This window comes from Nocardia sp. NPDC052316 (assembly GCF_044547795.1).
Taxonomy (GTDB): Bacteria; Actinomycetota; Actinomycetes; order Mycobacteriales; family Mycobacteriaceae; genus Nocardia.
Genome location: NZ_JBIUBB010000004.1, coordinates 958,448 through 970,770 on the forward strand (window position 1 = coordinate 958,448; position 12,323 = coordinate 970,770).

At 68.3% G+C, this 12,323-nt stretch carries 15 protein-coding genes; 6 read left to right on the top strand and 9 right to left on the bottom strand.

Going from position 1 to position 12,323, the window contains the following annotated elements; all coding sequences use genetic code 11:
• Window positions 1-557 precede the first annotated feature (557 nt).
• The 3 genes from ACIHA7_RS22785 (at window position 558) to ACIHA7_RS22795 (ending at window position 2,836) form a co-directional block, all read left to right on the top strand.
• Complete coding sequence (locus tag ACIHA7_RS22785; RefSeq protein ID WP_397292927.1) at window positions 558-992, top strand: FHA domain-containing protein; 435 nt, start codon at window positions 558-560, stop codon at window positions 990-992.
• Window positions 993-1,081: 89 nt separating this feature from the next.
• Complete coding sequence (locus ACIHA7_RS22790) at window positions 1,082-1,945, top strand: SDR family oxidoreductase (protein WP_397292928.1); 864 nt, start codon at window positions 1,082-1,084, stop codon at window positions 1,943-1,945.
• Between the two features lie 126 nt (window positions 1,946-2,071).
• On the top strand, window positions 2,072-2,836 hold the full coding sequence (locus ACIHA7_RS22795) for an SDR family oxidoreductase (RefSeq protein ID WP_397292929.1): 765 nt from the start codon (window positions 2,072-2,074) through the stop codon (window positions 2,834-2,836).
• A 9-nt stretch (window positions 2,837-2,845) separates the two neighbouring features.
• Here the strand turns inward: ACIHA7_RS22795 and ACIHA7_RS22800 are convergent, their stop codons facing one another.
• The gene (locus tag ACIHA7_RS22800; RefSeq protein WP_397292930.1) at window positions 2,846-3,301 is read right to left on the bottom strand and encodes an NUDIX domain-containing protein; all 456 of its coding nucleotides are present in this window, start codon (window positions 3,299-3,301) and stop codon (window positions 2,846-2,848) included.
• Between the two features lie 84 nt (window positions 3,302-3,385).
• On the opposite strand from ACIHA7_RS22800, the gene ACIHA7_RS22805 reads away from it, so the two are divergent.
• A complete protein-coding gene (locus ACIHA7_RS22805; RefSeq protein ID WP_397292931.1) occupies window positions 3,386-3,913 on the top strand; it encodes an AAA family ATPase in 528 nt (175 codons plus the stop codon).
• A 178-nt stretch (window positions 3,914-4,091) separates the two neighbouring features.
• On the opposite strand, the gene ACIHA7_RS22810 is transcribed toward ACIHA7_RS22805, so the two are convergent.
• Complete coding sequence (locus tag ACIHA7_RS22810) at window positions 4,092-5,612, bottom strand: FAD-dependent oxidoreductase (RefSeq protein ID WP_397292932.1); 1,521 nt, start codon at window positions 5,610-5,612, stop codon at window positions 4,092-4,094.
• Between the two features lie 103 nt (window positions 5,613-5,715).
• On the opposite strand from ACIHA7_RS22810, the gene ACIHA7_RS22815 reads away from it, so the two are divergent.
• Complete coding sequence (locus ACIHA7_RS22815) at window positions 5,716-6,792, top strand: P1 family peptidase (RefSeq protein WP_397292933.1); 1,077 nt, start codon at window positions 5,716-5,718, stop codon at window positions 6,790-6,792.
• On the opposite strand, the gene ACIHA7_RS22820 is transcribed toward ACIHA7_RS22815, so the two are convergent.
• The 6 genes from ACIHA7_RS22820 to ACIHA7_RS22845 all read right to left on the bottom strand — a co-directional run bounded on the left by ACIHA7_RS22820 (window position 6,779) and on the right by ACIHA7_RS22845 (window position 10,210).
• Window positions 6,779-6,946 carry a hypothetical protein gene (locus ACIHA7_RS22820; protein ID WP_397292934.1) on the bottom strand — a complete coding sequence of 56 codons (168 nt, stop codon included), beginning with the start codon at window positions 6,944-6,946 and terminating at the stop codon, window positions 6,779-6,781. The two genes, ACIHA7_RS22815 and ACIHA7_RS22820, sit on opposite strands and share 14 nt — an antisense overlap.
• 54 nt (window positions 6,947-7,000) lie before the next feature.
• A complete protein-coding gene (locus ACIHA7_RS22825) occupies window positions 7,001-7,321 on the bottom strand; it encodes a hypothetical protein (protein WP_397292935.1) in 321 nt (106 codons plus the stop codon).
• Window positions 7,322-7,323: 2 nt separating this feature from the next.
• Window positions 7,324-7,782 carry a hypothetical protein gene (locus ACIHA7_RS22830; RefSeq protein ID WP_135231720.1) on the bottom strand — a complete coding sequence of 153 codons (459 nt, stop codon included), beginning with the start codon at window positions 7,780-7,782 and terminating at the stop codon, window positions 7,324-7,326.
• 73 nt (window positions 7,783-7,855) lie between these two features.
• Window positions 7,856-8,197, bottom strand: coding sequence for a hypothetical protein (locus tag ACIHA7_RS22835; RefSeq protein WP_397292936.1), 342 nt, complete (start codon window positions 8,195-8,197; stop codon window positions 7,856-7,858).
• A 67-nt stretch (window positions 8,198-8,264) separates the two neighbouring features.
• A complete protein-coding gene (locus ACIHA7_RS22840) occupies window positions 8,265-9,239 on the bottom strand; it encodes a glycosyltransferase family 9 protein (RefSeq protein WP_397292937.1) in 975 nt (324 codons plus the stop codon).
• Window positions 9,236-10,210 carry a glycosyltransferase gene (locus ACIHA7_RS22845; protein WP_397293133.1) on the bottom strand — a complete coding sequence of 325 codons (975 nt, stop codon included), beginning with the start codon at window positions 10,208-10,210 and terminating at the stop codon, window positions 9,236-9,238. The genes ACIHA7_RS22840 and ACIHA7_RS22845 overlap by 4 nt, the downstream gene beginning before the upstream one ends.
• A 307-nt stretch (window positions 10,211-10,517) precedes the next feature.
• Here ACIHA7_RS22845 and ACIHA7_RS22850 point away from each other — a divergent pair, with 307 nt between their 5' ends.
• Entirely contained in the window at window positions 10,518-11,063 is a 546-nt protein-coding gene (locus ACIHA7_RS22850) for a DUF6328 family protein (RefSeq protein WP_397292938.1), read from the top strand.
• A gap of 12 nt (window positions 11,064-11,075) precedes the next feature.
• Here ACIHA7_RS22850 and ACIHA7_RS22855 read toward each other — a convergent pair whose 3' ends face one another.
• Window positions 11,076-12,287, bottom strand: a complete 1,212-nt coding sequence (locus ACIHA7_RS22855; RefSeq protein WP_397292939.1) for a glycosyltransferase — start codon at window positions 12,285-12,287, stop codon at window positions 11,076-11,078.
• Window positions 12,288-12,323 lie beyond the last annotated feature (36 nt).

Consider the following 12,323-nt stretch of genomic DNA (forward strand, 5'->3'; position numbering starts at 1 on the left):
GCCCGTCCTGTGGGGCACCCAGCGGTGGGCGCTTCTGTGAAGTGTGCGGGCATGATTCGGCATTGCCCGCACCGGTAGTACGCCCGGAGCAGGCGGTCCAGCCCGAGTCGGTGGTCCAGCCGGAGCCGAGAGTTCAGTCGGAGTCAGCGGGTCCGCCGGCTTCTGCGGTCCAGTCTGAGTCGCGAGTCCAGCCTGCGGCGGCAGCCTGGCCGGAATCGGTAGCCCAGCCGGAATCGGCCCGGCCGGAACCGGCAGTCCGGCCGGATTCAGGAGTCCAGTCTGAGCCGGGAGTCCAGCCTGCGGCGGCAGCCCGGCTGGAATCGGTTGCCCAGCCGGAGTCGGCCTGGCCGGAGTCGGGAGTTCGGTCGGAGTCGGGAGTTCAGCCGGAGTCGGGAGTCCGGCCGGGGCCGGGAGTTCGGCCGGATTCAGGAGTCCAGTCTGAGCCGGGAGTCCAGCCAGCGGCGGCAGCCCGGCCGGAATCCGCAACCCGGTCGGAGTCGGGAGTTCAGCCGGGGCCAGGAGTTCGGCCGCAGCCGATGGCCGGGCCGGAGTCGGTCGTGCCAGACGCGCCCGTCGGCTCGGCGGTCACCTGGGTCGCCACCATCTCGGCGGACCGCGAGTTCTACGATCGTGTGATCGCGCGCAAGGGACCGGATGCCGACCAGGTCGGCTTTCCGTCGTTCTATCCGGAACGCCGAATCATGCTGCGCGGCAACGACATCTCGATCGGCAAGCGTAGCGTCTCGCAGGGGCTCACTCCCGATATCGACCTCGGGATCGCACCCGCCGATGTGGGTGTTTCCCGAACGCACGCGGTGATCCACATCGACGGTGACGCGCTCACCGTCACCGATCTCGGCTCCACCAACGGCACCAGCGTCAACGGCAGTGACGATCTCATTCCCGCGAAGGTGCCGGTCGCGCTGCGCAGCGGCGACCGTATTCATCTGGGCGGCTGGACAACGATCGTGTTCACCCGCGAGCAGGTCTGAACCCGCTTGACGGACAGGCTCTTTGCGTCTGGGACAGCATAAGCAGATTTGTAGACAACGTTGTTCATTCGCGCCTATCGTCGTGAGTTATGACGAAGTTCGGCGGCAAGAGCTGCTTGATCACCGGCGCGGCAAGCGGTCTCGGCCGCAGTACCGCGCTTGCCGTCGCGGCCAAGGGCGCCTCGCTGATCCTCACCGACATCGATGCCGAGGGTCTGCAAGACACCGCGACGCTGGCGCGGGCTGCGGGCGCGACGGTGCACCTCGCGGCCACCGCCGACGTCGGGGTGCACGAGGAGGTGGTCGCGCTGGCGGCCAGGGCGCACGACGAGGTGTCCAGCGTCGACATCGTCATGAATGTGGCGGGCATCGCGACCTGGGGGACCGTGGACCGGCTGACTCACACGCAGTGGCGGCGGACCATCGATATCGATCTCATGGGCCCGATCCACATCATCGAGGAGTTCCTGCCGCCGATGATCGCGGCGGGTCGCGGCGGACACCTGGTGAACGTGTCCTCGGCCGCAGGTTTGTTCGGGCTGCCGTGGCACGCACCGTACAGCGCGGGCAAATTCGGGCTGCGCGGCGTCTCGGAGGTATTGCGGTTCGATCTGCGCCGACACGGCATCGGGGTGAGCCTGGTCTGTCCCGGGGCGATGGCGACGCCGATGGCCGACCGCGTGGATATCGCGGGCGTGGACCGGACCGGCGAGGCGGTGCAGCGGGCGATGGGCCTCTTCCTGCGGCACGCGGTGACACCCGAGGCCGCGGCGCGCTCGATCGTGCGCGGCGTCGAACGCAACACCTACCTGGTCTACACCTCGAACGACATTCGCCTCGGGCACTGGGCGCAGCGCTATTTCCCACCCTCCTACCACCTCGCCATGCGCGGGCTGAACTGGGCGATGAGCCGCTATATCGATCAACCGGCCACGAAGACCACGGTGCGCTGACGCCGCAGACGATCAGGCTTCGGCGCAACAACTTTCGGCTGTGGGATTCGGCACGGTTCGCCGGGATTGTCCCGTTGGCGCACTTCGCTACTATGTACTACAAACCGTAGTAGTGGAGGGGAAGTCATGGGCAAGTTGCAGGGCAAAGTGGCCCTGGTCACCGGATCCAGCCGTGGTATCGGACGCGGCATCGCCTGCCGGCTGGCGCGGGACGGCGCGCTGGTCGCGGTGCACTATTCGACCAACGAGGCGGCGGGCAAGGAGACCGTCCGGCTCATCGAGGGGGCAGGCGGCCAGGCTTTTCTGGTGCGCGCCGAACTCGGTGCGCCTGCGGCGATTTCGGAGTTGTTCGCGCAGCTGGAGCCGGAACTGCTCACCCGGACCGGCACGGTCCGGCTGGACATCCTGGTGAACAACGCGGCGCACGCCGGATTCACCGGCACGATGCCCGAGGACGTCACGCCGGAGATGTTCGACCGGCACATCGCGGTCAACACGAAGGCGCCGTTCTATCTCACGCTGCGCGCACTGAGCTCGATGACCTCCGGCGGCCGGATCATCAATATCTCCTCGGGCATGACCAGGACCTCGCTGCCGTCGCAGATCTGCTACGCGATGAGCAAAGGCGCCATGGAACAGATCACCTTGCAACTGGCCCTGCACATCGCGCCCCGCGGCATCACCATCAACACGGTCGCCCCTGGCGTCACCAACAACGGTGATCCGGTCTTCGACGATCCGGACACCGTCGCCGAGATGTCGGCCTGGTCGGCCTTCAACCGGGTCGGCGAGGTCTCCGACGTCGCCGATGTGGTGGCCTTCGTCGCGTCCGAAGATGCCCGCTGGATCACCGGTTCCTACATCGACGCCTCCGGCGGCACCCTGCTCTGACCGCTGTCCTTACCGCAGGGCGGCGTGTTCGGGCCAGCCGTACAGGCCGAAATGTTCGTTGTTGCGGAGCATCTCCAGCCCGGCGCGGGTGCTGAGGATGGTGTTGTCGGGGATGTCGTCGACGTCGAACCAGCGCAGCTCCGAGCAGCGCTCGGGTTCGCGGTTCCAGGGTTCGCCGGACCAGCTGTCGGTCTGGAAGATGAACACGATCAAGGCCTGACCGGGCGGGGACTGGATGTGCATCGACGCGACCATCCGGACATGCTCGCGCTCCACCCGGACCCCGATCTCCTCCTCGGCCTCCCGAATCACCGCGGTGAGCACGTCTTCCCCGGCGTCCAGCCGCCCGCCGGGCGCGTTCCATTCCCCGTCCCCGAACTCGGTGTTCCGCCGGCGTGCGAGCAGCACGCGGTCACCCTTGCTCAGCAACAACTGCACTCCGATGACACTGCGGAAGATCGTCAACTGGCCTCCTGGTCGAGTTCGGGCAAGCGTACTATCCGCCATCTCACCCGATACTCGCTTGCATCCAGTGCAATTATGATCAGCATGACACCTTCGGTCTTCCTCATTACTGGCATTCAGGCGGCGGGGAAGTCGACTGTGGCGCAGGCGTTAGCCGAGCGACTGCCGCGGTCGGCGCACGTGCGAGGTGACACTTTCCGAAGGTTCATCGTCGGGGGCCGGGACGAAATGAGCAGGGAGCCTTCGCAGGAGGCGCTGCGGCAGCTCTGCCTGCGGCACCGGCTCGCCGCGAACGCCGCCGACGCCTACGCGGCGGCCGGTTTCACCGCGGTGTTGCAGGACACCGTGCTCGGAGAGTTGTTGCAGTACACCATCGATCAGATCGAGACGCGCCCGCTGTATGTGGTGGTGCTCGCGCCGCGGCCCTATGCCGTCGCCGCCAGGGAAGCCGCTCGGGGCAAGTCGGCCTATGGCACGTTCAGCGTGGCCGACCTGGACTCGGCCCTGCGGCAGACCACCCCGCGCATCGGATTGTGGCTCGACACTTCCGATCTCACCGTCGAGCAGACCGTCGACCAGATTTTGACCCGCGCGGAACCGCTGTCGCAGTAACCCGCGCGGGACTCCCCGCCGTGCAGTGGTGCTGTGCCACTGGACGATCGGTCGAGGCATTCAGCTGCTGCATCTGCCGCAGCGCCCTGAGCCGACCGTGTCAGCGTGACCACGTCTCCCACGCTAACCGTCGCAGGGTGAAGCGGGCCGCGAAGTGCACCCGATAGGCAAGAACTTGCTATGCCCGGTCAGTTTTTTCGGACGACCGTGGCGGGCTCAGCGGGGTGAGCGACTTGGTGGCCGGCCCTTCCAAGAGGGTGCCGTCGGCGGCGAACCGGGAGCCGTGCAACGGACAGTCCCACGAGCGCTCGGCGTCGTTCCATCGGACGATGCCGTACAGGTGCGGGCAGATGGCGGACAGCTCGGTGGTGGTGCCGTCGACCGTGCAGGTCGCGGTGGGGCGCAGGCCGTGTCGTTCGACGGTGCCGCACCCCTCGGCCGGGACCTGATCGGCGGAGTGGGTGGTCGCGCGCAGCCAGCCGGTCGTGAGTTGTTGCGCGACAGCGCCGTTGGCGAGGGTGGCGGACGGCAGCGCCTTGAGTTCGTTCGGCCGCCAGCTGGCGAGGGCGTCCGCCCAGTGCGGTGACTTGCCGGTGATCCGGCCGGCCAGCGCCAACGCGGCGGCGACACCGTTGGTGAGGCCCCACTTCGCGTATCCGGTGCCGAGCAGGATGTTCTCCCGGCCGGGCAGCAGCGGTCCGACATAGGGCAGTTCGCCGACCGGCGAGTAGTCCTGGGCCGACCATTCCTGGATGGGTTGCGCGGTGGGGAACCAGGTCCGCGCCCAGCTGAGCAGGTCGTCGACCTTCGCGCGCTCGGACTTCGTGCGCCCGACGGGATGGCCGTTGCCGCCCACCAGCAGCACGTCCCCGTCCGGTGTCGGGACATAACGCAGGGAGCGCGTGGGTTCGCCCGCACTGATGTACATGTCGTGCGGGATCGGCTCGGTCACCCGGAACGCGGTCAGGTAGGACCGCTGGGCGGTGAGCCTGGCGAAGAAACCACCACGATCGAGGATCGGTGTGCCCGTTGCCAAGACGACTGTGCGCGCGCCGAGGTCGCCGTGCTCGGTCTCCACGGTGAGCTCGCCGTTGCTGCCACTGTGCACGCCGCGCACCGTGGTCGACTCGTAGATCGGCGCCGCATGCGACTCGACCTGGGCCGCGAGGGCGGCGAGGACGGCCATGGGATCGGCCTGGGCCTGGTCGGCCAGTCGTACCGCGCCGTGGTTCGGGAAGGGTACGTCGAGCTCGTCGACGAGTTCGGTGGGCAACCCCGCTGCCTGGGTGGCGTCGAATTCCGCACGCACCTTGCCGATTTCGTCTTCGGACTGTGCGTAGGTGAGTGCCGCCTGATGTTGTACGGCGACGCCGTGCTCGGCACAGAAACGCAACAACCATTGCTGCCCATCACGATTCGCCGCCACATAGTCGCGCAGCGTGCCCACGGAGTGGCGCTTGCGGATCTGCTGTGCCCTGGTGCTCTGCAGCAGGCTGATCTTGGCGGTGCTCGCGCCGGTGGTGCCGGCGCCGACTCGTTTGGCCTCGACGACGGCCACCTGGACGCCACTCTCGGCGAGCAGCAGCGCGGTCACCAGTCCGGTGAGACCGCCACCGATCACCACGGTGTCGAAGCGCGATCCTGGCGTCAATCGCAACCGCGCGGGAACCTCGGCGTCGTTCAACCATAGTGGCGTCATAGTCCCGGCATAACCGGTCCGCGACCGGGCAAACCCGAGCTCGATGTCCGAAAACTGGGCAGATAACCGCGCGGCGGTCGGTTTCTTTCCTTACGATCATCCCATGAATGTGCGTGCGCGGGAGTTCGGGCTGCAATTCCCTGGAGCCACTGGGGAATTGAACGCTATCACCGATGTGCCGGGGGTCGAGGTCGGTTACACCACCCTCATCCGCGGCGACGACGTGCGCACGGGCGTCACGGCGATCCTGCCGCGTGGTCGCGAGCGAGTATTCACCCCGTGTGCCGCGGGCTGGTATTCGCTCAACGGCAACGGTGAGATGACCGGCACCGTATGGCTCACCGAGACGGGCTCGCTGGCGCTGCCCATCCTGATCACCAACACCCACGCCGTCGGCACCTGCCACCGGGGCATCATCGACTGGCTGGTCGAGGCGTTTCCGGAGCTACCCGACGATTGGTCGCTACCGGTGGTCGCCGAAACCTGGGACGGCTACCTCAACGACATCAACGGCGCGCACGTCACGTCGGCCGACGCGATGGCGGCCATCGAGACCGCGGCGGGCGGGCCGATCGCCGAGGGCAGCGTCGGCGGCGGCACCGGGATGAACTGTTACGGATTCAAGGGCGGCAGCGGGACCGCGTCGCGCCGCGTCGAGTACGGCAAGGACACCTACACTGTCGGCGCCTTCGTGCAGGCGAATTTCGGTGCCCGCAAGGAACTTACGATCCGCGGAGTGCCGCTGGGCGAGGCGCTGGCCGAGGACGATCCGCTGGGTGCGTGCGCGGCTCCGGCGGGTTCCGGCTCGGTCATCGTCGTCGTCGCGACCGATGCGCCGCTACTGCCCGGCCAGCTGACCGCCATGTCGCGCCGGGTGCCGCTCGGCCTCGCGCGCACCGGCACCACCGGCTCGCACTTCTCCGGCGACATCTTCCTCACCTTCTCCACCGCCAACGAGGGCGCGCTCACCAGTGTCTTTCCCAATGGTGAAAGCCCATACGAACAGCTGACATTCATTCCGTGGGGTCAGCTCAATCCGTTTTATGACGCGATCGTCCACGCGGTCGAGGAAGCCGTGGTGAACGTGCTGTTCGCCGGCGAGACGATGATCGGCCGGGACGGTCATCGCTCGCCGGCGCTGCCGGTGGACACGGTGCTGAAGTTGCTCACCGCGAAATAACGGTGTCCTGCATCAACTCTGCCTCGGTGGCCTCGTGCACGGCGAGCCAGCGGACGAACTCCTCGAACGACTCCCTGCGCTCCGGGCCCGCCGTGGACAGCATCTCCTCTAGTAGCTCGCGCATCCGATTGTGTTGCAGAACAAGGAGTTCCACAACGTTTCTATGATGACGCGATGTCATGTCCTCGCCTCGTTCGTGCCTGCGTACTTACTTCGGGACCAAAATGCCGGTCAGGTCGGCCTTCTTGATCGGGGTATCCGGATTCGCCTGAGCCGTGCACATCAACTTGATCGCCGCGATCGACGCGTCGACGGTCTGGTCCTGCGTGGACGGCGCATCGCCGCCGCGCTCCTGCTCGAGGAACTTGGTGACGGTGATCCGCTGCTTGTCCGGATCCTGCGCGGTGAACTCGTTGCACGGCGTATCACCGCCCTTGTTGACGAGTTTCTCCGGCTCGTCACCGCAGCCACCCACGAAGAACGCCGTGGCCAGCGCGAAAGCGCAGAGCGAGCTGGTGGTTCTGGTCATGGTCAGCCTCCGAATCCGGCGAGCGCGCCTGCGAGATCAGACGTATCGAGGACTTCGAGCGCCTGTTGGCGCACGTCCGGGCAGTGCTGGGTGGTGATCTTGTCGATGACGCCGCGGTCCTTCAGCACGGTGTCGTTGAGGCCGCCGTTGCGAGCCGCCCAGTTGTGCACGGTGCCGTTGAAGGCCACCCGGCCCAGCGCCGCGCCCTCGGTGCGCCACTTGTCGATGTCCGGACGCATCATGTCGCAGAGCTGTTTCGCGGCCGCGTCGGACACTTGATCGTCGGGATCGGGCACCTGCGCCGTCGTCGACGGCATGGTCAGCATGACGGTGTTGTCGGGGGTGGCGGGGGCCGCCGGATCCTTGTTGTCGTCCGAACACGCGGCAAGCAGTGGGGCCGCGGCGAGCGCACCGGAGAGCAGCAGTGCGCGCAGCATCGGCCGATGGCGATGTCGGGTCATGTTTTCTCCTCAGCGGAAGGTCGCCGCGGTCGGCGGCGTCACGATGCGCAATACCCGGGTGCGATATGACCAATCAATGGCCGGCCTGGTCGGTGAGGCCGAGGCCCGCCCGATTCTTGAGGCGACGGTGCTCGAGCACGATGACGAGCACGCCGGCCACCATGCACGCCACCGTCGCTATGGCGCCGATGATGGCCCAGCCCTCGAAGCCGTAGCCCGCGGCGGTCAGCGTCAGGCCGAGGCCGACCAGGCCGATGGCCACCAGGATGATGCCCGGCCAATTGCGGGCGTCCTCGATGGATTCACCGACGTGGGCGCGCGAGGTCCTGGTGTAGTCGGGGAAATTGTCGTCGGGACGTCCGTGGTGCTCGGCACCGCCGTGACCCGTGGTCGTTTCGTCCGGTCCGGGAAGCATAGGGGGTCCTTTCTGGTCCAACCCCCGTCGAAGGGGGCATTCGAACGCATACCCGGACGAACGGGGCTCAATCGGCGGCGCGAAGCACCTGCTCGGTGGCGGAGACGATCGCGACGTCCGGAATGGCGTCGAGGCCGTGCCTGCCGCACGGCGCGGACTGGTCGCCGAGCACCACGGTCGGCACGCCGTAGGGCGCCCAGCGGCGCGCCGGGACCACCGGCGCGAACAGCGAGACGACGGGCGTCGCCACGGCGGCGGCCAGCGGGGCGGCACCGGTGTTCGGCGCGACCACCGCGTCGGCGTCGCGCAGCACGGCGGCCAGGCAGGCCAGGTCGGTGGCGCCGCCGAGATCGCGGGCATGACCGTCGGCCACGGCATCGGTGAGCGCCCGCTCGGCCGCGCTGCCGGTCACCACCACGCGGTGGCCCGCGTCGACGAGCGCCGCGGCCACCTGTCTGCTGCGCGTGGCCGACATCCGGCGGGAGGGTTCGGCGGCCCCGGGGTGCAGCACCACATAGCCTGGGCCACCGGTCAATTCGTCGACCTCGGGCAGATCGTCGCGGACCCGCAGCCGGTGACCGGCGGGTGGGTAGCCTGCCGCGACAGCCAGCGACAAGGCCCGAATCTGTTCCGGCATATCGTCTTTCACCCGATGCCGGACATCGAGCAGCGACCCGGCCTCGTCGGTGGTGATCGCGCTGATCCGTGGCACGCCCGCCATCCGCAGGATCAGCGCGAGCGGTAGCGGCGACTGGTGCTGGGAGGTACTGATGATGGCGTCGTCGGGCGCGAGCATGCGCACGCACTCGATCAGGGCGCGCACGGACGCGTGGGTCAGTGGCGGCGGATCGGCGTCGAGCCACGGTGCCTCGAACTGGAGCACCCGGTCGACGCCCGGCAGCAGCGCGGCGGCCGAACTGCCGCGCGGGCCCGCGAGAAAGGTCACGGTGTCGGCGACCCGGGCAACCGCGCGTACGGCGGGCCCGGCGAGCAGGACATCACCGGCGCTGTCCAGCCGCGCCACCAGGGCGTGGCCGGTCATCGCTTCCGCAACGTCCGGTGCGCGGCGGTGCTCTCGGCGAGCACCGCGTCCCAGCGGTCGAGGAACTGCTCGATGCCGAAATTGGCCTGCGCCCAATGGCGTGCGGCCTTACCGGTCAGCTCGGCGAACACCGGTTCGTGCAGGAACTGCCTGATCGCCTCGGCGAGGATGTCCGGCTCGGTGGAGACCACGCCCGCGTCGGCGGGGATCGACGCGGAGGCCTCGGTCGTGCCTAGTGCGACGATCGGCATCCCGAGGTACATCGCCTCGATCACCGACAGGCCGAGCGACGTCCAGCGCGGCGTATGCAGGAACACCCGGCGGCGCGCCAGCTCGGCATGCAACTGGTCCTGGATGAAATCGCCTGCACCGCATACCCGCTCGGGCGGCACCCCCAGGGCATTCGGCAGGTCTGCGGTGCCGGTGCCGAACACGTCGATCGGCGCGGCCAGCGAGAGCGGGGCGAGCAGGTCGGTGCCGGTGATCCGCCAGCGCGGGATCGGATCGTTGATGATCGTTGCGGCCCTGGGGAGTTCGCCCGTGTACCGCAGTCCGGGATCACGCACGCCGTGCGGGATGACGGTCGTGGGGCATCGGCCGTTGTCCCACATCAGCCGATTGAAGGGGGTGACATGGACCAGCGGGATATCGGTGCGATCGGCCAGCGGGTGCCGGGTGAGCGCCGCGTGCTCGCGCGGGGTTTCGTGCTCGACGTAGACCGCGGGCAGGTCGGCGCCGGGCGATCTGCCCAGCCACTCCGTCACCAGGTCGAGTTCCCTGGGGCGTTGCAGAACAACGACATCGATGTCCTCGCCGGCGAGATCGGCCGGTGCGGTGTCACGGGCGCTCGGCCAGGGGCGACCGCACAACCCGCGTGCCCATTCACTTCCCGGTGCGCCGTCGCGACCGTCGTACGGCACCAGGTACCGATGCTTGCCCTGGACAAACGAGTTCAACCAGGGGCCGTGCACATGCCAGACAAGAACGTTCAGCGGTTCGGCCGCCCCGTTCGTTTCAGTCGTCGGAGCTTCCATACGGCTCGGGTGCCCGCGTCCGGGTTTCCGAAACGCACGCGTGCCATCGCCGACCCACGAGTCGACAGCGGCGCTGCGGTTTTCGCAGGCCAGGATGACCGGGGCCGTCTTTCGCTCGGACCGGCCCACGCGTTGCGTGATAGCGGCGGTGGGCGGCCGGTTGATCCTCGGCAAACCGGGTACCCCTATACCTGCGGAAACAGCCCGTGGACGTTGGGCCGGGGTGAGTAGGAGATGACCGGTGATGGACGCTACCGGGGGTTCGAGCAAGCGCGGGTCGTCCGTGCCGAGCACTGATGCCGACTGGAATCGCACTGTCCGTGGCGAGACCGAAACCGAGCGGCTCGACCGCAATTGGAGCAACCTCATCCAGGAGCTGCGGGTGGTGCAGACCGGTGTCCAGTTCCTGATCTCGGCCCTGCTGATCGTGCCGTTCCAACCCGCGTTCGTGACGTTGTCGCATGCGCTCCGAGTACTCTATCTGGTGACCCTGTTCGCGGCGGTCGGGGCGACGGTGTTTCTGGTCGCGCCGGTGTCGTGGCATCGCATTCTGTTCCGGCGCCACCGGCTCGGCAACGTGGTCGCCGCGGCGCATCGCTGCGCCATGGCAGGCATCGGCCTGCTCGGTATCGCGCTGATCGGGGCGACGGTGCTGGTGGTCACCCTGGTCACCGAGACGGCCGACGGGGTGGTCGCCGGTGTGGTTGTCGCTGCGCTGTTCCTGGTGGCGTGGTTGATCGCGCCTCTGTTCTGGCGCCGGACGAGCACGCCCGCCGACGACAAGCACTGACCGCCGCTCGGCTCAGCGGGCGGAGACGACCTCGCCGGCATGCGCGGGCGCGGCCCGGTGATAGGCGGTCAGCGTTTCGAGGGCGACCTGATCCCAGGCATAGCGACTCGCGGCGCGCTGGTACCCGGCCGCACCCCAGGTGTCGCGCAGGGTCCGGTCTTCGAGCAGCTGGCGTACCGCCCTGGCCACGGTGAGTGGATCCGGCGGCGCGACGAGCCTGCCGGTGACCCCGTCGACGACGGTGTCGAGCTGACCGCCGACCGCGGTGGCCACCACCGGTTTCCGGCAGGCCATCGCCTCCAGCGCCACCATGCCGAACGGTTCGTACCACGGGGTGCTCAGCACCACGTCGGCGGAGCGATACCAGCGCGGCAGCTCGCTGCGGCGCAGCTGCCCGAGCATCCGAAGCCGGTCCTGCACACCGTATTCCATCGCCAGCCTGCGCAGTCGCCTGCCCTCGCTGTCGTCCTCGACGTCGTCACCGACCGGCCCGCCCGCGATCACCAGTTCGGTGTCCGGCAGCTCCTGCAGCGCCTTGACGGCGACGTCGAATCCCTTGCGCGGCACCAGCCGTCCGACCGCCAGCACGCGGTGCATCCGGTGCCGCTGCCCGCGTTCGGCGACCGGACCCTCCGGCGTGAAGGCGGCCAGATCCACGCCGCTCGGCACGACCGAGATACGGAACCGCGGAATGCCCATCCTGGTCAGCTCCATCACCTCATCGGAGCAGGTCGCCACGATATGGGCGGCGCGCCCGGCGATCAAGCGCTCGAAGCGGATGCGCGACCGCGGGCTGGTGTCGGCCAAGCCCTGATGGCGGCGTCGCACGGTGCCGAGCGCGTGGAAGGTGACCACCACCGGAATGCCGTGCGCGCGTGCGGCCAATTCCGCGGCGAGGCCCGACATCCAGAAGTGGGCGTGCACGATGTCGGGGGTGTCCAGCCCCCACTGTCGCTGCAGGAAAGTGCCGAAATCGCCGAGGTACGGCAGACTTTGGTCGCGCGGCAGCGGTTCGGCAGGGCCTGCGTTCACGTGCACCACGCGATAGCCCGCGTCGGTGACCAACTCCGGCAACAGATTCGGATCATCGCGGCGGGTATAGACGGTGACCTCGTGCCCGCGCCGCGCGTAGGCGGCCGCCAATTCCGCCACATGGATATGCTGGCCGGTTACTACGGTTGCGCCGAGCGGGCTGGCGTTCTCGGAAACCATGGCAATCTTCACGATGTGCTCCGTTCTCACCACGACGGGCACAGGGCG

Coding starts and splice junctions, on each gene's coding strand:
- ACIHA7_RS22825 (WP_397292935.1), bottom strand. CDS start 7,321: ATGACCAGAACCACCAGCTCGCTCTGCGCTTTCGCGCTGGCCACGGCG.
- ACIHA7_RS22850 (WP_397292938.1), top strand. CDS start 10,518: ATGGACGCTACCGGGGGTTCGAGCAAGCGCGGGTCGTCCGTGCCGAGC.
- ACIHA7_RS22840 (WP_397292937.1), bottom strand. CDS start 9,239: ATGACCGGCCACGCCCTGGTGGCGCGGCTGGACAGCGCCGGTGATGTC.
- ACIHA7_RS22805 (WP_397292931.1), top strand. CDS start 3,386: ATGACACCTTCGGTCTTCCTCATTACTGGCATTCAGGCGGCGGGGAAG.
- ACIHA7_RS22835 (WP_397292936.1), bottom strand. CDS start 8,197: ATGCTTCCCGGACCGGACGAAACGACCACGGGTCACGGCGGTGCCGAG.
- ACIHA7_RS22815 (WP_397292933.1), top strand. CDS start 5,716: ATGAATGTGCGTGCGCGGGAGTTCGGGCTGCAATTCCCTGGAGCCACT.
- ACIHA7_RS22790 (WP_397292928.1), top strand. CDS start 1,082: ATGACGAAGTTCGGCGGCAAGAGCTGCTTGATCACCGGCGCGGCAAGC.
- ACIHA7_RS22810 (WP_397292932.1), bottom strand. CDS start 5,612: ATGACGCCACTATGGTTGAACGACGCCGAGGTTCCCGCGCGGTTGCGA.
- ACIHA7_RS22830 (WP_135231720.1), bottom strand. CDS start 7,782: ATGACCCGACATCGCCATCGGCCGATGCTGCGCGCACTGCTGCTCTCC.
- ACIHA7_RS22795 (WP_397292929.1), top strand. CDS start 2,072: ATGGGCAAGTTGCAGGGCAAAGTGGCCCTGGTCACCGGATCCAGCCGT.